The sequence below is a fragment of the Blautia sp. MSK17_66 genome (assembly GCF_020538025.1).
In the GTDB taxonomy this organism is placed as follows: domain Bacteria; phylum Bacillota; class Clostridia; order Lachnospirales; family Lachnospiraceae; genus Blautia_A.
This window is the reverse complement of sequence record NZ_JAJBNQ010000033.1, coordinates 1-22,148: the sequence shown is the minus strand read 5'-3', so window position 1 is coordinate 22,148 and position 22,148 is coordinate 1. Positions and strand designations below refer to the sequence as shown.

The 22,148-nt window shown below is 44.7% G+C and carries 20 protein-coding genes; 15 read left to right on the top strand and 5 right to left on the bottom strand.

Annotated features, from left to right (window positions below):
* Positions 1–121: 121 nt before the first annotated feature.
* The 8 genes from LIR34_RS15565 (at position 122) to LIR34_RS15530 (ending at position 9,272) form a co-directional block, all read left to right on the top strand.
* Positions 122–382, top strand: a complete 261-nt coding sequence (locus LIR34_RS15565) for a hypothetical protein (RefSeq protein ID WP_173903223.1) — start codon at positions 122–124, stop codon at positions 380–382.
* A gap of 36 nt (positions 383–418) precedes the next feature.
* Positions 419–3,181, top strand: a complete 2,763-nt coding sequence (locus LIR34_RS15560) for a molybdopterin-dependent aldehyde oxidoreductase (RefSeq protein WP_173903222.1) — start codon at positions 419–421, stop codon at positions 3,179–3,181.
* 79 nt (positions 3,182–3,260) lie between these two features.
* Entirely contained in the window at positions 3,261–5,555 is a 2,295-nt protein-coding gene (locus LIR34_RS15555; RefSeq protein WP_173903221.1) for a pyridine nucleotide-disulfide oxidoreductase/dicluster-binding protein, read from the top strand.
* Positions 5,555–5,776 carry a DVU_1557 family redox protein gene (locus tag LIR34_RS15550; protein WP_173903220.1) on the top strand — a complete coding sequence of 74 codons (222 nt, stop codon included), beginning with the start codon at positions 5,555–5,557 and terminating at the stop codon, positions 5,774–5,776. Before LIR34_RS15555 ends, LIR34_RS15550 begins: the two co-directional genes overlap by 1 nt.
* Positions 5,777–6,310, top strand: coding sequence for a class I SAM-dependent methyltransferase (locus LIR34_RS15545; protein WP_173903219.1), 534 nt, complete (start codon positions 5,777–5,779; stop codon positions 6,308–6,310).
* A gap of 3 nt (positions 6,311–6,313) precedes the next feature.
* Positions 6,314–6,745, top strand: coding sequence for a DVU_1555 family C-GCAxxG-C-C protein (locus tag LIR34_RS15540; RefSeq protein ID WP_173903218.1), 432 nt, complete (start codon positions 6,314–6,316; stop codon positions 6,743–6,745).
* Positions 6,742–8,067 (top strand): radical SAM (seleno)protein TrsS, encoded by a 1,326-nt coding sequence (trsS, locus tag LIR34_RS15535; protein ID WP_173903217.1) that lies wholly within the window; start codon positions 6,742–6,744, stop codon positions 8,065–8,067. Before LIR34_RS15540 ends, trsS begins: the two co-directional genes overlap by 4 nt.
* Positions 8,064–9,272, top strand: coding sequence for a DVU_1553 family AMP-dependent CoA ligase (locus tag LIR34_RS15530; protein WP_265107743.1), 1,209 nt, complete (start codon positions 8,064–8,066; stop codon positions 9,270–9,272). Before trsS ends, LIR34_RS15530 begins: the two co-directional genes overlap by 4 nt.
* Positions 9,273–9,330: 58 nt before the next feature.
* On the opposite strand, the gene LIR34_RS15525 is transcribed toward LIR34_RS15530, so the two are convergent.
* Both LIR34_RS15525 and LIR34_RS15520 read right to left on the bottom strand, forming a co-directional pair.
* Positions 9,331–11,382 carry a hypothetical protein gene (locus LIR34_RS15525; RefSeq protein ID WP_173903216.1) on the bottom strand — a complete coding sequence of 684 codons (2,052 nt, stop codon included), beginning with the start codon at positions 11,380–11,382 and terminating at the stop codon, positions 9,331–9,333.
* 22 nt (positions 11,383–11,404) lie between these two features.
* On the bottom strand, positions 11,405–11,785 hold the full coding sequence (locus LIR34_RS15520) for a response regulator transcription factor (protein WP_161286121.1): 381 nt from the start codon (positions 11,783–11,785) through the stop codon (positions 11,405–11,407).
* 241 nt (positions 11,786–12,026) lie between these two features.
* Here LIR34_RS15520 and LIR34_RS15515 point away from each other — a divergent pair, with 241 nt between their 5' ends.
* From LIR34_RS15515 to LIR34_RS15500, 4 genes are read left to right on the top strand one after another with little or no spacing between them, the layout of a single operon-like run.
* Positions 12,027–12,743 carry a LytR/AlgR family response regulator transcription factor gene (locus LIR34_RS15515; RefSeq protein ID WP_173903215.1) on the top strand — a complete coding sequence of 239 codons (717 nt, stop codon included), beginning with the start codon at positions 12,027–12,029 and terminating at the stop codon, positions 12,741–12,743.
* Between the two features lie 2 nt (positions 12,744–12,745).
* Positions 12,746–14,065 carry an ATP-binding protein gene (locus tag LIR34_RS15510; RefSeq protein WP_173903214.1) on the top strand — a complete coding sequence of 440 codons (1,320 nt, stop codon included), beginning with the start codon at positions 12,746–12,748 and terminating at the stop codon, positions 14,063–14,065.
* Positions 14,066–14,123: 58 nt separating this feature from the next.
* Positions 14,124–15,227: a glycoside hydrolase family 172 protein gene (locus tag LIR34_RS15505; protein ID WP_161286119.1), complete on the top strand. Its 1,104-nt coding sequence runs from the start codon at positions 14,124–14,126 to the stop codon at positions 15,225–15,227.
* A gap of 44 nt (positions 15,228–15,271) precedes the next feature.
* On the top strand, positions 15,272–16,003 hold the full coding sequence (locus LIR34_RS15500) for a class I SAM-dependent methyltransferase (protein WP_161286118.1): 732 nt from the start codon (positions 15,272–15,274) through the stop codon (positions 16,001–16,003).
* A 63-nt stretch (positions 16,004–16,066) separates the two neighbouring features.
* Here the strand turns inward: LIR34_RS15500 and LIR34_RS15495 are convergent, their stop codons facing one another.
* On the bottom strand, positions 16,067–17,857 hold the full coding sequence (locus LIR34_RS15495; RefSeq protein WP_173903213.1) for a flavin reductase: 1,791 nt from the start codon (positions 17,855–17,857) through the stop codon (positions 16,067–16,069).
* A 170-nt stretch (positions 17,858–18,027) separates the two neighbouring features.
* On the opposite strand from LIR34_RS15495, the gene LIR34_RS15490 reads away from it, so the two are divergent.
* A complete protein-coding gene (locus LIR34_RS15490) occupies positions 18,028–18,699 on the top strand; it encodes a Crp/Fnr family transcriptional regulator (RefSeq protein WP_161286116.1) in 672 nt (223 codons plus the stop codon).
* Here the strand turns inward: LIR34_RS15490 and LIR34_RS15485 are convergent.
* Positions 18,650–19,837, bottom strand: a complete 1,188-nt coding sequence (locus LIR34_RS15485) for a M20 family metallopeptidase (protein WP_173903212.1) — start codon at positions 19,835–19,837, stop codon at positions 18,650–18,652. The genes LIR34_RS15490 and LIR34_RS15485 overlap by 50 nt on opposite strands.
* 227 nt (positions 19,838–20,064) lie before the next feature.
* On the opposite strand from LIR34_RS15485, the gene LIR34_RS15480 reads away from it, so the two are divergent.
* Complete coding sequence (locus LIR34_RS15480) at positions 20,065–20,856, top strand: ParA family protein (protein WP_161286114.1); 792 nt, start codon at positions 20,065–20,067, stop codon at positions 20,854–20,856.
* Positions 20,843–21,208 carry a hypothetical protein gene (locus tag LIR34_RS15475; protein ID WP_173903211.1) on the top strand — a complete coding sequence of 122 codons (366 nt, stop codon included), beginning with the start codon at positions 20,843–20,845 and terminating at the stop codon, positions 21,206–21,208. The genes LIR34_RS15480 and LIR34_RS15475 overlap by 14 nt, the downstream gene beginning before the upstream one ends.
* 108 nt (positions 21,209–21,316) lie before the next feature.
* Here LIR34_RS15475 and LIR34_RS15470 read toward each other — a convergent pair whose 3' ends face one another.
* On the bottom strand, positions 21,317–21,808 hold the full coding sequence (locus LIR34_RS15470; protein WP_161286113.1) for a DUF2798 domain-containing protein: 492 nt from the start codon (positions 21,806–21,808) through the stop codon (positions 21,317–21,319).
* Positions 21,809–22,148: the final 340 nt, after the last annotated feature.

The window sequence follows — 22,148 nt, the reverse complement described above, 5'->3', positions numbered from 1 at the left end:
AAAAGAAAAAACTAAAACAGTGAGAAAATAGCCAAGTTTTAATTATTTGCAATTTGCATAATTGTGCAAAAATATGGTAGTATGAATGTATACAAAATGACGTAAACAGGAGAACCTTTCTATGGATAAGATTTTTGAAATCACCGCAAAAGAAGTTACCATACAGGTAAGAGATGAACGCACGGGAGTGGAATACAGTCGGACGCTTCCAATCGATTATTACGAGAATGCGAATGTTCTGAAGCTTAGCGGCGAGAATCTGGACGGGAGCAGTTCTTCTATTGTTTTCTATTCTGCCCGAGGAATGGAAAGACTCAAAGATCTGACAGGCAAAGGAGCAGATCATGATTCGTGCGGAACGCATAAGCCTGAAGATCAGTAACATAGGAATGGATTTTTTCTTTAGGAGGGATGCAGAATGATTAAAAAGACATTAAAGATCAATGGTGTTGAGAGAATCCTTATTCTTGATAAGGACGAGACGCTGGCACAGGTTCTCCGTAATCATCTTCTTCTTACAGGATGTAAGATCGGCTGTGGTGAAGGTCATTGTGGAGCCTGTAATGTTATTATGAACGGGAAGGTTACAAGATCCTGTATCTACAAGATGAGCCGTGTTCCGGACAATGCAGAGATCACAACAATCGAGGGTGTGGGAACAATCTCTGATATGCATCCGATTCAGGTTGCATGGATGGCATATGGATGTGCACAGTGTGGTTTCTGTTCACCAGGCTTTATTATTTCAGCAAAGGTTCTTCTCGATAATAATCCGAGCCCTACCCGTGAAGAAGTGAGGGACTGGTTTAACAAACAGCGCAATCTCTGCCGTTGTACAGGTTACAAGCCGCTTATCGATGCGACCATGGCAGCAGCAGCAGTTATGCGTGGCGAGATGACCAAAGAAGACCTCGTATTCAAGCAGACAGGTGATTCTATCGTCGGTACAAATTATATCCGTCCATCAGCAGCACAGAAAGTAACAGGTACCTGGGATTTCGGTGCAGATGATGCATTAAAGATGCCGGAGGGAACCCTTCGTCTTGCACTTACGCAGGCAAAGGTTTCTCACGCAAATATTCTCAGTATCGATACAACAGAAGCAGAGAGTATGCCGGGAGTTGTTCGTGTGATTACAGCGAAGGACATTAAGGCAGCAGGCGGAACCAACAAGATCAATGGTCTTGTAATGCTTCCGAAACACAATAAGACAGACGGATTTGAGCGTCCTGTACTCTGCGACGAAAAGATCTTTCAGTTTGGTGATGCGATCGCGATCGTAGCTGCCGACACAGAAGAGCATGCACGTGCAGCGGCAGATGCAGTTAAGGTGGAAATCGAAGAACTTCCTGCATATATGAACGCAATGGACGCGATCGCACCAGATGCAGCAGAGATCCATCCTGGTACTCCAAACGCATTTTTTGAGACAAACTGTATCAAGGGACCGGACTTTGACTGGGACAGCATTCCGGATTCACAGCAGGTTGAGATCGAGTCCTACTGTTCACGCCAGCCTCATCTTCACCTTGAACCGGACTGTGGTTATGGATATATTGATGAAGACGGTATGATAACCGTTCATTCCAAATCCATCGGTATCCATCTCCATATGCCTATGATCGCTGATGGTATCGGTGTTCCGCTGGAGAACCTGAGACTTGTTCAGAACCATGCAGGAGGAACCTTTGGCTACAAGTTCTCTCCGACAAATGAAGCTTTGATCGGTGCAGCTGTCAAGATCCTTGAGCGTCCGGTATCACTGGTATTCAACCAGTTCCAGAACATTACCTATACAGGAAAGAGATCTCCTGCATTTATGAATATCAAACTTGCAGCAGACGAAAACGGTAAACTCCTTGCACTCTGGGGTAATAACTATGTAGATCATGGTCCATACTCAGAATTTGGAGATCTGCTTACAATGAGACTTTCTCAGTTCACCGGTGCCGGTTATGGAATCAATTCCATCCGCAATAAATCGACAACAGTATTTACAAACCATGCATGGGGCTCTGCCTTCCGTGCTTACGGCTCACCGCAGTCTTACATGGGATCTGAGATCGCGATCGATGTGCTGGCAGCCAAGATGGGAATCGATCCGTTTGATATGCGTGAGATGAACTGTTATAAGGAATCAGAAGGAACTACGATCCCGACCGGTTATCCGCCGGAAGTATACTGCGAGGAAGATCTGTTCAAGACAGCACGTCCGCTGTATGAAGCAGCCAAGAAACGTGTTGCTGAGAAGAATGAGGCTTCTGATGGCAAGATCAAATATGGTATCGGCGTATCTCTTGGTGTATATGGCTGTGGTCTTGATGGTGTGGATACATCCAATGCATTTGCAGAACTGAATCCGGATGGAACAGTTACAATGTATGCTGCATGGGAAGATCATGGTCAGGGTGCCGACATGGGCGTTCTTGTATCCTCTCATGAAACACTTCGCCAGGCCGGAATCAGACCGGAACAGATCAAGCTTGTTATGAACGATACCAAGACCTGTCCGAATGCAGGTCCTGCAGGCGGATCCCGTTCACAGGTTATGTCAGGCAACGCATGCCGTCTGGCAGCAGAGAATCTTGTTGCAGCAATGAAGAAAGAAGACGGAACCTTCCGTACATACGATGAGATGGTAGCTGAAGGACTTGAAACCAAATATGAAGGTAACTGGGTAACTACCTTCTGTGCAGATCATCCGATCGATCAGGATACAGCACAGGGAGATCCATTTGCAACTTATATGTATACAATCTTCCTTCCGGAAGTGGCTGTCAATACAGAAACAGGTAAGGTTACAGTTGAGAAGTTTACCTGTGTGGCTGACGTAGGTACGATCATGAACAGACTTCTTGTAGAGGGTAACTTCTACGGTGGTCTTGTACAGGGTGTCGGCCTTGCTCTTACAGAAGACTTCGAGGATCTGAACCATGATACTACTCTGAAGAACTGTGGTATCCCGTATCCGAAGGATGCCCCGGATGATATTGAACTTCATTTCAATGAAACCTATCGTCCAAGCGGCCCTTACGGAGCTGCCGGCTGTGGTGAGGCTCCACTGGATGCTCCTCATCCTGCAATCCTGAATGCGATCTATAACGCAACAGGTGCACGTATTACCCGCGTTCCGGCTCGCCCTGAAAGAGTTCTTGCCGCATTGAAGGAACTTGAGAAATAAATTCGGCATAATTTTATCATGTGCTATAATGAGGGGAGACGGTATACTGTCTCCCCTTTTGAGACGAAAGGAGCAGGTTATGACATACATACAGGAGAGAGGTTCCACTCATGTTTATCATGTAAATCGAATGTCAAAGGAAGAGATGGATCATATGATCAGCCTCTGTGTCCATGAACAGCCGGCGTACTGTGTTGCAGCCTGTCCTTTCAAGGTAGACACAAAAGAAATGCTGTTTTATGCTTCAAAAGGAAATTTTAAGAAAGCACTGGCAATTTATGAGAAGATCACACCTTTTCCGATGATCCTCTGTGATGGCTGCACTGCCCCCTGTGAAGCTGAATGCAAGCTGTGTGAGCTGGGGGATGGAGTTTCCATACGTGAAATAGAGCGTGCAATCGTCCGGTATGGGGAACCAGGCAGACGAAGCAGTGTGTTCCGCATGCGGAAGAAGAAAAAGGCAGCGATCTTTGGTTCAGGATTATTCCCCTTGTTTCTTGCAGGAGAACTGGAAAGGAAAATGTATCCTGCGACCATTTACTGTCAGGAAGAAGATTACGAGGGATATATTGCGGCGGCAGCGGCACATCTCTCAGAGGCGGACCGTAAGAACGAGGCGAAACGCCTGAAATCCATGGATCTTTCCTTTGAATTCGGCTGCAGTCTTGATTCTGTATTTATCAGAGAAAAAATGGAACAGGCAGATGTCATCTGTGCATCAGAAGAGATCGCACAGAAGCTTGCTCCGGAGGAAACAGCAGATACAGAGATCATGCTGAGAGAACAGGCGGGAATCGTAAGCGGACCGACGCAGTCAGTGATGGATGCCGCTTTTGCTGCAAAGAGAGCAGCTCTGACCGTGGATCTTCTCGTACAGAATCTGTCTCCGCACAGCAACAGAGGCAGTGAGGGGGCAGTGCCCACGAAACTTTATACAAACACAGAAGGCATCAGAGGCTCAGAAAGGATTCCCTGTGGTGCAGATGGCTATTCGAAAGAAGAGGCTGTTGAAGAAGCAAAGAGATGTATTCAGTGTCACTGTGATGAGTGCATGAAAAGCTGTGTCTATTTAAGTGAGTACAAAAAGCATCCGGGGCTTCTGGCCCGGGAGATTTATAATAATACCCAGATCATCATGGGGGATCACCAGATGAACAAGCCGATGAATTCCTGTTCTCTCTGCGGACAGTGTACAGTGACATGTCCGAATGGATTTGATATGAGTCAGGTGTGTAAATCTGCAAGAGAAAATATGGTATCTACGGACAAGATGCCGCTGGCACCTCATGAATTTGCACTAATGGATATGCTGTTTTCAAATTCGGATGCTTTCTTATGTAAACCACAGCCTGGATATGAAACCTGCAGATATGTATTTTTCCCCGGCTGTCAGGCCGGAGCAATCGCACCGGATGTTGTCATGGATGCGTATGAAGATCTATGTGCGAGAGTAGAAGGCGGTGTAGGGCTGATCCTGGGATGCTGTGGTGCGATCAGTGAATGGGCAGGCCGTTATGAGATGACAGAAAAAGTAAACGAACAGCTGAAACAGGAGCTTGCAAAACTGGGGGATCCGGTAATTATCGCAGGCTGTCCGAGTTGTATGAAACAGTTAAAGGAGAATACGGGTGCAGAGGTTAGAGGAATCTGGGAAATTTTAAAGGAGATTGGACTTCCCGGGAAAGCCAGAGGTCTTGAGATGCCGGTTGCAATACATGATGCCTGCGGTGCAAGAGGAGATGCACGGACACAGGATACGATTCGGGAACTTCTCACCGCCATGGGATGTACTGTCGAAGATACGGAATATTCCAGAGATCTGTCCCCGTGCTGCGGCTATGGTGGACTGACGGCATATGCAAATAAAGAGATGGCAGCCAAAATGACCGAAAAGTGTCTCGAACGTTCAGATGCCCCATATATAACCTACTGCATGGCCTGCAGGGACCGGTTTGCAAGAGAAGGCAGGGAATCCAGGCATATCCTGGAACTTCTGTATGGAGATAATGCCTGTAATATGCCGGATATCAGCGAGAAACGATACAACAGGCTTGTGCTGAAAGAAAAACTTCTGAAAAATATCTGGAATGAGGAACTGATGATGGAGAAAAAAGATTATACCGTTGCCTATACAGAAGATGCGATCCGAATGATGGATGAGCGCATGATCCTGAAAAGCGATGTAGAGCATGTGCTGGCAGATTACAGAGAAAGCCAGGAAGCAGTGTTTGATGAAGAAACGAAAGAACTGGTGACAAGAAGCAGACTTGGAAACGTGACATTCTGGGTACGTTTCGTAGAAACAGAAGAAGGATATCTGGTACACAGAGCATACAGTCACCGGATGAATATTATGAAGAGGGTGGGACAGTAATGGCAGTGGAGAGAACATATTATACGATTGATCCGGAGGGCAAGCTGACCTGCAATAAATGCAAGGTTCCACTGGTGAAGGGAAGAGCAAAATTCATGTATCTGGAAAACGGTTTTCCGGTTGAGATGCCGGTCTGCCCGAAATGTGGTTTTGTCTATGTTCCGGAGGAACTGGCACTTGGAAAAGTTCTGGCAGTGGAACGTGCGCTGGAGGATAAATAAATGAACAGACATCCGGGAGGTGAGGAACAGACACTTCATCTTCTGGAACATATCGAACTGAGAAAAGGAATGAAAGCGCTTGACCTTGGAGCAGGAGAAGGAGAGACTGTACGGCTTCTGAGATCATTTGGTCTGAACGCATGCGGTGTGGATCTTTTTCCCCGGAGCAGTGATGTGCAGAGAGGAGATTTCCTGAATCTTAAGTATGCATCAGAAAGTATTGATCTTTGCATCAGCCAGTGTGCATTTTTTGTCAGCCAGGATCAGCCCAAAGCCGTCGCAGAATGCTGGCGGGTACTAAAAAAGGGCGGATATCTTCTGTTGTCAGACCTTGATCCGGGGAATCTTGTGGAAATTATGGAACGTACAGGTTTTACCATTCTACAGAAGGAAGACCAGACGGCACTCTGGAGAGAGTATTATCTGGAAGCACTCTGGAGGGATTCATCCTGCTGTGAGGACTATAAGCTTCTGCAGAAAGAATATAAAGGAAAAAAGATAGGCTATACTATGGTGATTGGAAGAAAGGAGTAGCATATGGACATTTATGAAAAAATAACAGAACTTGGTACGATGGGATATCATTGTTCGCAGATGATCATGATCATGACTCTGGAAACCATAGGTGAGGAAAATCCACAGCTTGTAAAGGCCCTGGGAGGTCTTGGCGGCGGGATTGGTTACTGCGGAGATACCTGCGGATGTCTGACAGGAGGAGCCTGTGCGATCGGATATTTCCTCGGCAATCTGGCTCCGGAGGAGAAAGAAGATGAGCAGATGAAACCGGCTGTACAGGAATTATATCAGTGGTTCCATGAGAAAACAGAAGAAGAATTCGGAGCTTTTTACTGTAAAGATATCACTCATCTGGATTGGGGCGTGATCATGGAGAGATGTCCTGCACTTATCGCAGATACTTATACAAAAGTCATGGAAATACTGACAGAACGGGGGATACTGGAACTTTGATTACAATTGGCAAGACAAAGAGCGTCTGTCCGGAGTGTATGAAGGTGATTCAAGCCAGGAAATGTATCGGCGAAGATGGAATTTATCTGGTAAAGGAATGTGACATTCACGGAAAGTTTCAGACTCTGATCTGGGAAGGGAATGCAGTAGACTATCTCGCCTGGGGGAGGGAAAATCTGTCCGCAGAGTCTCCTGTAAATCCCAAAAGGAAAGAAAAAGCCTGTCCGAATAACTGCGGGCTCTGTGAGGAACACGAACGAAAGGGCTGCTGTATGGTTGTGGAAATCACAAAACGCTGCAATATGCACTGTCCGGTATGCTTTGCCTCAGCAGGCGAAGATGAGGAAAATGCTGATCTTCCGATCAGTGAAATAGAAAAACAATATGATTTTCTGATGGCACACGGCGGACCGTTTAATATACAGCTCTCAGGGGGAGAGCCGACCATGAGGGATGACCTCCCTGAGATCATACAGATGGGAAGAGAGAAGGGATTTACATTTTTTCAGCTGAATACGAATGGAATCCGTCTGGCAGAGGAAGAGGGATATGCGAAGAAACTGAAAAAAGCAGGACTGAATACCGTTTTTCTTCAGTTTGACGGTGTGACCGATGAAGTTTATCAGATCCTGCGAGGACGTCCTATGCTGGAACTTAAGAAGAAAGCGATCCGAAACTGCTCAGAGGCAGAACTTGGAATTGCTCTGGTGCCGGTCATTGCACCCGGAGTAAATGATATGCAGGCAGGGGATATTCTGAATTTTGCTCTGGAGCATATGCCGTTTGTGCGTGGGGTACACTTCCAGCCGATCAGTTATTTTGGCAGATGTTCGCAGAAACGTCCGCAAGATCCGATCACCATACCAAGGATGCTGAGGCTGATCGAAGAACAGACAGACGGACTTATGAAAGTGGAGGATTTCGCCGGAGGCGGAGCAGAGAATCCATACTGTTCCTTCCATGCAAGTTATCTGAGAAAAGGTGAGCGGGAACTGAAGCTTCTTGAGAAGAAATCCGGAAAAGGGTGCTGTTGTACCACCAGCGATGATTCCAGACAACATGTGGAAAGTCAGTGGAGCTACAGCACAAAGACCTATGAGGAAGAAGAAATGACACAGACGGATGCACTGGATGAGTTTTTGCTCCGGATCCATAATGAGACTTTTGCTGTATCCGGGATGATCTTTCAGGATGCCTGGAACCTGGATCTTGACCGCCTGAAACGATGCTATATCTGTGAGGTGGATTCTGAATATGGAATGGTGCCGTTCTGTGCCTACAATCTGACTGATTCGAAAGGAAAATATCTATACAGAAAGTGAAACGATCAAATATAGATGCGATGATCTGTAAGCAGGAAGGTGTTACAGAGCTTACACGCGAAATAATAAATAAAATACAGCTTGAGAAACTGAACGCTGTTTTGAAAAGAGAAAAAGAGCGGGAGGGTTTTTACAGGAATCTGCCAGCAAGCCTGGAAAGCCTTGACGATTTGAGAACTCTTCCGTTTACAACAGGAACTGATCTGGTAAGGGATGGCGGAAGAATGCTTTTGTGTTCCCAGGGAGAAGTCCAGAAAGTCATCTCAGAACAGACAAGTGGAACAACGGGAGCTGGAAAACGTGTATTTTATACGGAAAGAGACTGTGAACACACGATAGAGCTTTTTATGGCAGGACTCGGTGAATTTATTTATCCGGGAAGTACAACGATGGTTGCCATGCCGTTTTCCGGTCCTTTCGGACTGGGAGAACTGATCGCGGAGGCCATCAGGCGTATAGGAGCCAGACCTCTGTTAACTGGAATCGGAAGAACTTATGGTGAATTAAAAACAATCCTGGAGAGGGAAAAACCAGATACTTATGTCGGTATGCCATCGGCATTGCTTGCCATGCTCAGAATGTGTGGAAAGGGAAGCATAAAGAGAGCACTGGTATCAGGAGATACCTGTCCGGACAGCGTAATGAATGCAATAGAAGAAATTCTGGAAACACGACTCTGGCCCCACTATGGATCCCGGGAGATGGGGCTTGGCGGAGCCATCTGCTGTACTGCTCATAATGGTATGCATATGCGGGAAAACCACTGTATTACAGAGATCATAGATGAGGATGGAAATGTGCTGCCTGACGGTGAATGGGGAGAACTGGTGATCACAACCATTGGAATGGAGGCACAGCCTCTGATCCGATATCGGACCGGAGACTGTACGCGTATCATTCCGGGAAAGTGCAGCTGCGGAAGTGAAGTAAAGCGTCTGGATTTTGTGAAGCGGATCAGTCCATCAGAGAGTATCCTGGAGATGGATGAAGTGCTGTTTCAGATTCCGGAACTGATCGATTACAGTGTCAGGATCACGGAAGGCAAAAAAGAGATCACGGCACTTTTTACTTCAGATAATGGAAAGGAACAGATCAGAAAAGTTTATCCGGATGGAGATATCTTTTCGCTGAACTGCAAAAAAGCAGAATGGACGGACAAAGCCCTGTATCCGGCAAAACGTGTGATCCTGCGTCAGAGCGGATAATACGGACAGTTTCTGAGGGAATGGCCACGCATCCTTATGTTCGTTTGATCTGTGTATCTCAGATTCCGAGAACTGCGGAGATTTTAATCTCTTTTTCGTTCTCGCTGAGGTCAAACTCCTCATTATCCTGTACAGTGAAGTGCACCTCATATAATATATTATCAGACAAGGTATCCGGTGTTTCGCCGTCTTCTGTCTGGATATGCCACAGTTCTGCAGAAACTTCTTTCAGGGAACCATCTGCTTCGTAGGCATAAAGCTTAAATCCGGCGGTTTCTCCGGAAATTCCCTTCATGCGCAGGGCGACAGTTGTATTCGGATGAACGTTTTCAACTGTGACAGTATTCAGCCATCCAGACACATTTCCCTGTCCGCCATCAGTCTCAAATTTTTCCTGACTTAAGATATTTCGATTTGCTTTGTCCAGATCTACTTTACGGTAAGGCATCTCAGGAAGATATACAAAGCGGTCCTGTAATCTCAGAAGTTCAAGATATCCGGTCGGGCAGTAGAGGGCATTTCCGCTGTTTCCGGCATACATACCGATCGCCATATTGTTATATCCAGGTTTATTGGAGATATCCATGGTAAATACCGTTTCGCCTGTCTCAAAGTCAAGCATAATATACTGCCACATGCCTGTTTCCATATCCTGGACGTAACCGTAAATATATCCGGTTGCAGTAGAGAGCTTCAGCATAGAAGTGTCAGACAGATCGCTTCTGCACCAGATACTCTTCATTTCATATCCGTTATCTGTCTTTACAGTATCTACGCGCTCTATACCCGGGGCGATCATTTTATTTCCCTGTCTCAGCCAGTTTACATCATAAATATTTTCGTAACTCTGGATGGAAGAGTCGCTGTCTTCTTCTCCAAGGCTGGCACTTCCGGCACCAAACCAGTTGCATACGATAGTGCTTACGGTTCCTGCTCCGTCATCATATACGATCGCTGAGTTTTCGACAGATACCTGTACATCTTCCGGAAGTTCATCAATGACCGGTGTAGCTGCAACCGTTTCGCCGGTTTTCATATCCAGTGCGATCAGATTTACCGGATTCTGGTTATCTGTAAACATAACAAGATCCTTTGTCAGAGACGGTGAGCAGCCGCTTCCCCATGCCAGACCGCCGCCGGTAGTGGAGTCGCCCTCCTTGCTTTCTTTTGCCCCGACACTTTCATAAGGTGTTTCCCATACTTTGTTTATTCCGTTGTCTGCCTGGAACAGATAGCAGTTTGTATTTGTCAGGATCACGGCACCGTCTTTGGAAGCGGAAATTCCATTCTCTGCACCTTCACCAGGAGTCAGTTCATATACAAAGACAGCATCTGACAGGTTTGTTTCTTCTCCGTTCAGGATAGAGTCGATGGCTGATCTGGAAATGTAACCGATCGCACCCTGCTGCTTTCTGTCAGGATAAATACGGAAGCCGCCTGTTGCAAACCACAGATTTCCGTCGTAATCAAATACAACAGAAAGAAGATTCTGATCCAGTGTTTTTCCCAGCTTTTCTTCAGCAGCAGCTTTTATGTCGATATCCAGCACCTTTTCAAATTCAGGAAGAACATTGCCTTCGTCATCTGTTGCCTTGAGCATAAGGACGTGATTGTTGCTGGTAGGACATACCAGACGGTTGCTTTCATCTACAAAGGAATAAGAACTCTGTATCATATAACCGCCGCCGTCATGCTGTTTTGGTGAAAAGCAGCCTTCTGTCTGGGTTTCATCTGCATTTATATCACGAATGGCAAGTCCGCCAAGGAAGGGAACTACGGCATGTCCATAGGTGTCAAAAAAGATTGCAGGCGAAGCATTAGGATTTGTCTTCTCGTAAGAAACATTGATTTCTGAGTAGATGCCAACCGGAAGCACCTCATCGGTGGAATCGGTATTATAGCAGTCATGATGAATGTTGGAATCACTGTCTGCCATATATGGATTCTCGTCCACCACTTTGGCAGACAGTGGCTTTATCGGAAATTCTGTTGATCCGGCATCTTCTGTCGCAGCGGCTGTCTCTTCAGCATATACAGCAGTGCAATTGCCGGCAGATGTCATAGTGATCATCAATGCGGTCATGGCAAGAATTAAAGTTCTTTTCTTCATTATATATCCTCCTGAAATTGTATTATTTAAAAGATCGTTTTTCGGATCTGAACCAGGCTTTGAGTCCCTCCTGGATTTTGAGTTCATTCACCGGTTCCATAAAAAAATATTCCACACGAAGCCTGAAAGCATGAAGTGAAAAATCCAGATCACTGCACCATATGATTCCGCATTCGGGAAATAAAGAATGAAGATGTTCTGCTGCATTGAGCCCATCCACCCCGGGTAATACAAGAAGTACAATATCTGGCACATTGCTCTGTATCTCTTTAAAAAAAACTTCCTGATTCTGATAAGTTTCAAGTAATGGAAAAAGCTTTTGCGTGATGCAGTAATCTGAGATCATTTTTGCGTAAGTTTCCCCATTCTTTTTCTTATCTGTTAATACCCCAATACGATACACAAACCTCCTCCTTTCACTATAGTTTCCATATGCGTTCGACCGGATTCCTTTTGAAATATGACCTTCTGAATAGTTAAGTTGCCTTCATTATATGAAATGTGGAGGTTATTTCAATACTTCTGTCACGGAACGCACGGAAATAACACGAATTGTAAAAATAGTCTCATGGTCTGAGAGTACAATTTGTGATATACTGTCTGTAACATAGTATTATAAAGAATTTTGTTGAGGAAGCGTAATTATGAGAATTGCTGTCGTTGATGATATAAAAGAAGAGCGGACATTATTGCACGGATGGCTGTACAGTCAGCTCTCCAGAAGAAATGTTTCGGCAGATATTGTTGAATTTGAATCCGGAGAAGAATTTCTTCTGGCTGCAAAAGAACGTCCTTTCACAGTGTTGTTTCTGGATATTTATATGGGCGGAGCAAATGGAATTGAGATTGCAAAAGAACTTCGAAAGACCGATGCGGACTGTCTTCTGATCTTTACCACCACATCCACAGACCATGCACTGGAAGGATTTAGGGTACGGGCACTGCATTATCTTGTAAAGCCGTATAATGAGAGGGAAATTTCCACCCTGATGGATGAGATACTTGCCAGAATTCCAGATTCCGGAAAGTACATCGATGTAAAGGTAAATGGAAGTAACATCCAGATTCCTTTCAAGAATATTATTTATGCGGAACATTTTTCACATATGATCTATATACATACTACTGGTGGGAAGGAACTGGTCACCCGTCAGTCTTTTGAGATGTTTACGGCCTCACTGAAAATGGATACCCGTTTTTATCTGTGCAGCAGAGGAGTTGTGATCAACCTGGAACATGCGGTTGATTTTGATGGAACCATGTTTCTTATGGATGATAACAGCAATATTTCGGTCAGCCGTAAGCTGATCAAAAATGCCCGACAGGTTTTTATGGAATTTCTGTTTCAGAGAGGAAAATAAAAATGATGGAAATGATTCGTCCGATATTAGAACTTACTGTTATCATCCCCGGCATGCTTCTTGCCTATCTGCCCGTAAAAGAATGTCTGAAGCAGGCTCCCGTCAAACTTGCTTTGTGGCTTACCCCGCTGCTTTTGACACTCAGCCTGTCAGGCGGCATAATCTGTTATATGCTTCAGCTTCCTGTCAAATTACTGTTGGTTCCTGTATTGATGCTTCTTATGCTGATCTACCACAAAACCCTTCAGATTTCCATCTGGAAATCCAGCAGTATCTTTCTGGCAGTCTGTGCCGTTTTTGCGTGTGTGAACAGTCTGTCCCGTGCAGTAAACGCTATTATGATTTTTGAACCAAATATTGCAGAAAAACAGTTATGGTTTTGCGCAGGGGCTGGTGCTTTTTATAATGTGGTCTGTCTGGTCTTTGTTTTGGCAGCATGGTATCCTGCCACGCATATGGTGAGGATTTTGATAGCAGATGAAAATTTTGCCCAGACCTGGTATATATTCTGGATCCTGCCATTGATCTTTATTGGCCTGAATCTGTTTATAGCTCCGAAATATCAGAGTACTTTATACACAGGCCGGATTCTGCAGATTTATATTGTAGTAAGTCTTGTGCTTCTGATAATTCTGACCTTTTTTTATGCGATGTTTCTTATGATGGCGATCAGCCTGAATAAAAATGCAAAGCTTCAGCTGGAAAATCATTTCCTTTCTTTGCAGCGTGCAAGATACGATAATCTCTGTGCAGCCATTGAGGAGACAAGGCAGATTCGCCATGACATCCGTCATCACTGGCTTCAATTAGCATCACTGGCAGAAAATGGCGATCTGGAAAAAATCAAAGAATATCTTTCCAGTGCAGACAGCAAAATGCCAGGCTTTGATCTTCACTTCTGTGATAATCAGGCGGTGGACAGTGTTCTTGGATATTATTCAGCTCATGCAAAACAGGAGGGGGTTCCGTTTCTTGCCAAAATCGATCTTCCGAAGCAGCTGCCAGCAGATGAGATGGATGTATGTCTGGTACTTTCAAATCTTCTGGAAAATGCAGTGGAGGCCAGTCTGAAGACAGAGCGTTCCAGGAGAAAGATTACGGTGGAAATGTATCTGCATCATACCCATCTTCTTTTGATCCAGGTAGAAAATACCTTCGATGAGAAAATTCGGCAGAAAAATGAGATCTTCCAGTCTTCAAAGCGTGCCGGAAACGGGATTGGAATCCAGTCTGTACGCCACATTGCCGAAAAAAATGGCGGCGCAGACAGTTTTACTTATAAAAATGGAATCTTTACAGCCAAAATTATGCTTCGGATATAAAAGGAAACCATTGTCTATCATATTTCCGAAGAAAAATACAAAAACAGGAGGATACAAAATGATATTTCCAGGAGATATTTCAATGATGCCATATTTGACCCGTGGAAAAAGCAGAGCAATTAATGCTGAGAACAGGACAGGAGAAAAAGGCAGGGGAGGAATGGAAAGCAGTCCGCTGGGACCTTCCAGAAAAGGAAGTCCCTGTCTGACAAATATTCAGCCAGGAGAGAAAGAAATTCTGGCCGACATAGATGGACCGGGAGTAATTCGTCATATATGGATTACTGTCGATAATAAGACGTCCGATGGAGACTGTTTTGTACTGAGAGATCTGGTCCTGAGAATGTACTGGGATGATGAAGAAAATCCGTCAGTAGAAACACCACTGGGAGATTTTTTCTGCTGTGGTTTTGGACAGGAATGTATCGTAAATTCCAGTGTGATAGCTGTTGTACCTTCACGTGGACTTAATTCATATTTTGCGATGCCTTTTCATAAGCATGCCCGTATTGTAATTGAGAATCAGCATAAGAATCCCATACCGGCATTTTTTTATCAGATTGATTACTGTTTGTATGCTTCACTTCCTGCAAATACCTCCTATTTTCATGCTCAGTGGAGAAGGCAGGCACTTACAGAGATTGGTAAAGACTATGTTATTCTGGATGGCATAAAGGGTACAGGTCAATATATAGGTACTTATCTGGGACTTTCTACTTTACAAAGATACTGGTGGGGAGAAGGTGAAGTCAAGTTCTATATAGATGGAGATGAAGAATATCCGACAATATGCGGAACGGGAATGGAGGATTACTTTGGCGGATCCTGGAGTTTTGCGGCAAATGAGAACGGCAGAATCGTAGAACAGAATTATTGTACTCCATATTTGGGATATCCCTTTTATTCGAGACACGATTCTCTTGTATGGAACCAGTATCATAACGATGATTGTCCGCCAATGCGTGGATTTTACAGATGGCATATTCCGGATCCGGTGTTTTTTGAGGAAAATCTCAAAGTGACTGTTCAGCAGATAGGAGTCAGTCATAATGGATTGTTTGAGAGACAAGATGACCTTTCGAGTGTGGCCTATTGGTATCAGACAGAACCTCATCAGAAGTTTTCAGAATTGCTGCCGCCGGAACAGAGATGGCCAAGATAAGTAAAACATTTTGAAACTACTCAGAAAAGAGAAGCGAAAAAACTATGAATAATAAATTTGAAGTATGTATACAAAAAGGCGGACAGCGAGACCAGGCAGAGTCATTTGCGAGGCGGACAGCCAGCCAGATCGTAGATAAGCCGGGCAAGAATCTCACCGTTCTTTTTGATTCCAAAGGGGTTTCCCTGACTGGGTACGGACTGACGTATCAGGGAGATTTTGAAAATATGACTCACCGCGTTACAAATGGTAGATTGCAGCACGAAATGCTGGTGCGGGCAGCAAAGTCCGAGAAGATTGGTCGCAAAGCGATTGATGCCACAGCGGGAATGGGAGAGGATGCCTTCCTTCTGGCGGCACAGGGCTATGAGGTAACATTATATGAACAGAATCCGGTGGTCGCAATCCTTCTGAAGGATGCACTACGCCGTGCGAAAAAAAATATGATACTTAAGGAAATCGCCGCCAGGATGAAGCTGGTCGAGGGTGACAGTGTAGAATGTATGTCCGGACTTCTGGATCCGGTAGATGTGATCTATCTGGATCCGATGTTTCCGGCAAGACAGAAATCAAGCCTGATCAACAAGAAACTCCAGCTGATCCAGAAACTGGAGCCGCCCTGCTCAGAGGAAACAGATCTCTTTGACGCAGCGATCAAGGCCGGTCCGGACAAGATTATTGTAAAGCGTCCGCTGAAGAGCGAATTCCTTGCAGGAAGAAAACCTTCCTATACCTTAAATGGCAAGGCAATCCGATATGACTGCTATACATTATAACCTGACTCACCATACGTAAAGAAGCTGCCCATCGGACAGCTTCCTCTGTTTTATATATAATCTTTACTGTATCGGTTCAAAATCCACAGCACCATGTTTGCACAGCGGGCAGATGTAGTCTTCCGGAAGCTCATCGCCTTCGTAGATATATCCGCAGACTTTGCATACAAAGCCTTTCTTTCCTTCTGTCTGTGGCTTCGGTTTTACATTGTTCTGGTAGTAGGTGTAGGTCATGGTCTCCTGGTCACTCATGACGCGGGCTTCGGTGACACTGCAGATGAACATTCCATGAGTGCCGAGATCCACATACTGCTCAACCTTCAGAGACATGAATGCGTTGATATATTTATCCAGGAATACCAGTCCATTGCCGGAACGGTTGACCTTCTGACCTGCAAATTTATCTGTGCTTCTGCCGGACTGGAAGCCGAACTGTTCAAAGACAGAGAACGGTGCGTCCACGGACAGACAGTTTACATTCATAATTCCCGTCTGCTGGATGATATGATGAGAGTAGTTGGCTTTATTGATGTTTACAGCTACACGGTACGGGTTATCGGTCAGCTGAGTAACTGTGTTTACGATCAGGCCGTTATCGCGTTTTCCGTCGTTGGAGGTTACGACATAGAGTCCGTAGCCGATGCGGAAAAGTGCAGACATATCATTTTTGTTTGCAAGATTATCGCTTTTTGCAATATATTCCTTGCAGAGTTCATCAGACATTGACTCAATCTGTTTACGGTTGTCTTCTTTTACTGCAGACCAGATATGGACATTGTTTTTTACCCAGTTGATTTTTTTGCACGGAGCCATCATTTCCTTCATGATCTTGGCTGCGAGAGGTGCCCAGGATCCGTTTTCGACGAGTGCCACAGTACGGTTCTGGAAATTGTGCTCTACCAGTCTTGTGATAAAGTCATTCATGAACGGATAAACACTTGCATTATAGGTGGTGGTTGCAAGAACCAGCTTGGAGTAGCGGAAAGCATCACTGATTGCCAGTGACATATCATCTCTTGCAAGGTCATAGACAAGAACTCTTGGGCAGCCTTTGGCTTTGAGCTTCTCTGCAAGGAGATAAACAGCCTCTCTGGTATGTCCATAGACAGAGGTGTAGGCGATCACGATTCCGTCTGCTTCCGGTGTATAGGAAGACCAGGTATCATAAAGTCCGATATAATGGCCAAGGTCTTCTGTAAGGACTGGTCCATGGAGCGGACAGATCTTCTGGATATCAAGGGTGCCGGCAACCTTGAGGAGTGCCTGTACCTGCTTTCCGTATTTTCCTACGATACCGATGAAGTAACGTCTTGCCTCATCGTCCCACGGCTCGTCCACATCCAGGGCACCGAATTTACCAAAGCCGTCAGCAGAGAAGAGAACTTTTTCTGTGCTGTCATATGTGACCATAACTTCCGGCCAGTGTACCATTGGTGCAAAAACAAAGGTGAGCTGATGATATCCGAGAGAAAGAGTACCACCGTTTTCTACTTCAATTTTGCGTCTGGTGAGGTCGAGATCAAAGAAATTCTGGATCATGTTAAAGGCTTTTACATTGGAAACAACGGTGGTATCCGGATAAACCTTGAGAAAGTTTGCAACATTGGCAGCGTGATCCGGCTCCATATGCTGTACAATGAGATAATCCGGTTTGCGATCGTCCAGAACCTGCTGGATATTATCCAGCCATTCATGCGTAAAGTTGGCGTCTACTGTATCCATGACAGCAACCTTTTCATCCAGGATCACATAGGAGTTGTAGGACATGCCGTTCGGAACTTTGTACTGACCTTCAAAAAGGTCAACCTGATGGTCATTAACGCCGACGTATTTGATAGTATCTGTAATCTTCATAGTGTGCATCCTCCAGTTTAGTATGATATTTATTTATATGAGGGTTTCTTATCTGTAACTTTGTTAAAAGTATAACAGGATTAAAAGAAAAAATCTGTTGCAAAAGTCACAAAATAGGCTTTTCTTGAGAAAATATATGCTATAATCAAGGAAAAGAGGGGTGAAAAAGTATGGAACACATTACACTTTTTACAGATATTCTTCCCGAAGAACAGGAAAGAATGCGGGTTTGTTTTCATGCAAGAGAAATAATTTTTAAAAACGGGGAAATGATAATGGAATATTCCAGTTCCATGAAAAAAATCGGTCTGATCCTTTATGGGCGGGCAGTGCTTTACTGTTGTGATTCAGAAGGAAATCAGGATATGATCGATGAACTGAAAAAAGATGCGGTCTTTGGGGAAGCTTTCCTTCTTCCGACAGATTCACAGCATTATTACGTCTGTGCGGCAGAGGAGACAAAGGTGATGTTTATTGACTATGAGCATGTGATCAAGCGCTGCGAACAGGCATGTGCTCATCACAGCCAGATGGTCAGCAACCTTCTGCAGCTGATTGCTGTTCAGTCGCGGCAGCAGACGGAGCGGATCTATATGTTATCAAGGTCGAGTACGCGAAAGAAGATTTTGTCTTATCTGAATGCACTTTCGGCAGAAAGACACAGCAGGATCCTTACACTTCCGATGTCCTACACAGCACTGGCACAGTATCTGAGCGTAGATAGAAGTGCTATGACAAGAGAACTGAAAAGTCTTGAGGAAGAAGAAATCCTGGAGAAAAAGGGAAAGCAGATCATTCTGCTTTCTCTTCCAGAAAATCACAGGCAAACTGTGCGTACATAGCGGCACCGCGTTTGAGGACGCTTTCATCTACCGTATAGTGATCATTGTGATTTCTGGCAGTGAATCCAAGTTCTTTATTCTGGCTTCCGACAAGACCGAAGACACCGGGGACTTTTTCCATATAGTATGCGAAGTCCTCGCTGATCATCATTTTGGGAAATGGTTTCAGGGCATCAGGACCATACATTTTGGTGGCGGCATTTCTTGCGATCTGAACAAGGTCTTCGTGGTCATTGATGATCGGAGCTGGAAAATATTCAAAGGTGAGAGTGGCTTTTGCACCCATGGAATCAGCCGTGTTTTCGACAATCCTGCGAAGCAGAGGCTCTGTTCTCTGGCGCATTTCGGGAGAGTGTGTACGGGTGGTTCCCTCCAGAATGACTTTATCTGCGAGAATATTAAAACGCTGTCCGCCGGTTATCTTGCCAACAGTGACGACCAGTGGATTCAGCGGGTCATTCATACGTGAGACAACAGCCTGGATTTCCGTGATGATGTAAGCAGCAGTCAGAATGGCATCAACACCCTGATGCGGAGTGGAGCCGTGGGCGGAAACGCCTTCGATTTCAATGCGGAAATTATCGCAGCTTGCCATGCGAGGGCCGGGTTCAAAATTCATAAAAGGAGCGTCGAGCTCACCCCAGATGTGCGTGCCGTAAATCGCATCGACATCATCCAGAAAACCATGCTCAATATAGTATTGGGCACCATGACAGGATTCTTCAGCGGCCTGAAAGATGATTTTTACATTGCCCTTCAGATCTTCACGGCGGGACATCAGTATGCGTATGCCGCCAAGAAGCATGGCTATGTGGCAGTCATGTCCGCAGGCATGCATAACCCCAGGTGTCTGACTGCAAAAAGAAAGTCCTGTGTGTTCTTCGACAGGAAGTGCGTCAATATCTGCACGGAGAGCGACGGTTTTAGTGAAGGGGGAAGCCTTGCCGCCCTCGATCATTGCCCAAAGACCATTATAATCCGGATAATAATGAGGGGTGAGTCCCATTTCCTCCAGAAGCTTCCCGATTTGCTGTGTCGTGTTTTTTTCTGCAAAAGAAAGCTCCGGATGTGCGTGGAAATATCGGCGCTGTTCAATGATCCAGGATTCGTTTTCTTCTGCCATAGCTTTAAAGTTCATAAGTCAGATCCTTTCTGAAAATCAGTTTGCCAGTTGGTTTTATACTAGCGGAAAAGACAGTGGATGTCAAATAAAGTCGGACTGTTGTGAACGGAGTGAACAGTAACCAGTAACTGAGAATAAAACCTGCAAACGCATTGAAAATTCTGTCGAAACTTCGTATAATATGGCATAGATAGCTATATAAAAATACCCAAAATGATAAACAGGGAAGGGAGAAAAATCCCATGGGAAAGACAACAACGATTTGTTTTACTAATAACAAAGGAGGAAGCGGAAAGTCCACGACCTGCTCAAACCTGGGAGCTGCCATGGCACGTGACGGTAAAAAAGTTCTTCTGGTTGACGGTGACATGCAGCTGAATCTGTCGCTGTCCGTATTTCCGGAGGACTGGGTCCTGGAACACGCAAAAAGCGAGAAAAATCTTTATTATGCGATTGGCAGGCAGGAAGATCTGACAGATTATATTGTACATACACCGTATGAGAATCTTGATCTGATCCCGTCGTCCACCTTGATGAGCTCTATCGAGTACGAGCTGTTTACAAAATGGCAGAGAGAACTCATTCTGAAGAAATGCCTTCAGAAGATCAAGGATTCAGAGGTATATGACTATATTCTGATCGATGCGCCTCCGACACTCGGAGGATGGGTCATGAATATCCTGTGTGCATCGGATAAGGTAATCATTCCGGTGGAGGCAAGCCCATGGGGGATGTTCGGACTTGCAAATATGTTTGAATTCCTGAATGAGGTCAGACAGATTGCCCCGGAGCTTGAGGTTGCAGGTATCGCAGTGACCAAGGTTGACACGAGAAAGAACTATTTCAAACAGACAATGGAAATTTTGCATCAGCTGGAAAATATACATGTATTCGACAACCTGATCCGTGTGGATAGTAATATTGAATGGTCTCAGGACAACAGCGTTCCGGTAGTGGAGTACAGAAAATCCAGCAGAAGTGCGAAAGAATATACAGAATTAGCCAGGGAGGTAATGGATTATGTCAGTAGGTAAGGACAGCATTCTGCGTGCTGCAAACGCAGAGGCAAAGACCACAGAAGTAAAAGCAGAGCCGGCAAAGACGACAGAAGAAGCAAAGGCTCCGGCAGAGGTCAAAGAAGCGGAAGTAAAGAAAGCTCCGGCGAAGAAACCAAGAACCACAAAAGCCAAAACAACGACCAGCAAAACAGCAGCCAAAAAGACTGCACCAAAGAAAACGACAACCCGCAAAAAAACAGTAAAGACTTCCGTTCTCACCCCGGAGAACTCTGAAGCACTTGAGGCGGCATTTGTCAAAGAAAAAACTCCGGAAGAAGTAAACGGACCGGTTCATGTAAATGAGGAACTTCCGGTTTATCTTCTGTAGATCATTGTAAAACAAAAGCAGATTCCCGGCAGGCAGGCTGTCTGGAATCTGCTTTTGTCTTATAATAAGAAATTACTTTTATAAAAAATATTTCCTATTATATAGGACTCAAACTTCCGGTGCACTCTGGCGTGCATCTTCCCTTTCCGGGAAAATATGTCTGAAAATAAAGCGGACAATCGGTCCGGCATAGATCAGCTGCCAGAAGAATGCCACAGGGAAATTCATAGCGGTTGTCTGGATCCATACAGCAACGAACTGATTTCCAGCATTCTTAAAAAGAATGGTAGCAGCAAGGCTCATAAGCGGACACATAAAAGCAACCGATGGAACGGAGATCGCAAGTATCATACTGAACGGATGGCAGGTTCTGAAATCAACCATACGGGCAGCACATGCAAAAGCAAGTTTGGATACGAGGAAGAAGTCAAGAATGAATGCGATTGGTCCCATTATGATCAGTTCATGAAAGGCGGCAGGAAAAACTGCGTTGGACATTCCACCCATATTAAGAGCGATGTTATAACAGATCATGGCGTATACCATGAAAAATACCATGATGATTGTAAAAATTACTTCCTGAAATTTGTTTTTTGGCATAAAAAAATCCTCCTTGAAATATTAATGATACAAGAGCATGTGTTGTTCGTTAATCATTCCGGGAGAATGTGCGTTTCCAATTAGACCATATTCAGTTCAATGGTTTTACATTATACTACATAAAAAAACAGATTGCAAGAAAAAAATAAAAAAAAACAATCCGAAAAAGGAGATTGATTCAAACGAAAGATTATTCGGTCTTACCAAAAGAAAGGCAGAAATAGCAAGAAAAAATGATTTTTTTATACATTCCAATAACTTTACAGACAGATATCGTTATGTTAAGCTTGAATGAAAAAGTAAATTCTACATTCTAATATACCTTGATTTTATGCGGGAT

Bases quoted from the DNA above. Each gene is read 5' to 3' on its own strand.
- LIR34_RS15550 (WP_173903220.1), top strand. From the start codon at position 5,555: ATGGCAGTGGAGAGAACATATTATACGATTGATCCGGAGGGCAAGCTG.
- LIR34_RS15510 (WP_173903214.1), top strand. From the start codon at position 12,746: ATGATGGAAATGATTCGTCCGATATTAGAACTTACTGTTATCATCCCC.
- LIR34_RS15495 (WP_173903213.1), bottom strand. From the start codon at position 17,857: ATGAAGATTACAGATACTATCAAATACGTCGGCGTTAATGACCATCAG.
- LIR34_RS15500 (WP_161286118.1), top strand. From the start codon at position 15,272: ATGAATAATAAATTTGAAGTATGTATACAAAAAGGCGGACAGCGAGAC.
- LIR34_RS15505 (WP_161286119.1), top strand. From the start codon at position 14,124: ATGATATTTCCAGGAGATATTTCAATGATGCCATATTTGACCCGTGGA.
- LIR34_RS15480 (WP_161286114.1), top strand. From the start codon at position 20,065: ATGGGAAAGACAACAACGATTTGTTTTACTAATAACAAAGGAGGAAGC.
- LIR34_RS15470 (WP_161286113.1), bottom strand. From the start codon at position 21,808: ATGCCAAAAAACAAATTTCAGGAAGTAATTTTTACAATCATCATGGTA.
- LIR34_RS15555 (WP_173903221.1), top strand. From the start codon at position 3,261: ATGACATACATACAGGAGAGAGGTTCCACTCATGTTTATCATGTAAAT.
- LIR34_RS15515 (WP_173903215.1), top strand. From the start codon at position 12,027: ATGAGAATTGCTGTCGTTGATGATATAAAAGAAGAGCGGACATTATTG.
- LIR34_RS15565 (WP_173903223.1), top strand. From the start codon at position 122: ATGGATAAGATTTTTGAAATCACCGCAAAAGAAGTTACCATACAGGTA.
- LIR34_RS15545 (WP_173903219.1), top strand. From the start codon at position 5,777: ATGAACAGACATCCGGGAGGTGAGGAACAGACACTTCATCTTCTGGAA.
- LIR34_RS15560 (WP_173903222.1), top strand. From the start codon at position 419: ATGATTAAAAAGACATTAAAGATCAATGGTGTTGAGAGAATCCTTATT.
- LIR34_RS15525 (WP_173903216.1), bottom strand. From the start codon at position 11,382: ATGAAGAAAAGAACTTTAATTCTTGCCATGACCGCATTGATGATCACT.
- LIR34_RS15485 (WP_173903212.1), bottom strand. From the start codon at position 19,837: ATGAACTTTAAAGCTATGGCAGAAGAAAACGAATCCTGGATCATTGAA.
- LIR34_RS15490 (WP_161286116.1), top strand. From the start codon at position 18,028: ATGGAACACATTACACTTTTTACAGATATTCTTCCCGAAGAACAGGAA.
- LIR34_RS15540 (WP_173903218.1), top strand. From the start codon at position 6,314: ATGGACATTTATGAAAAAATAACAGAACTTGGTACGATGGGATATCAT.
- LIR34_RS15475 (WP_173903211.1), top strand. From the start codon at position 20,843: ATGTCAGTAGGTAAGGACAGCATTCTGCGTGCTGCAAACGCAGAGGCA.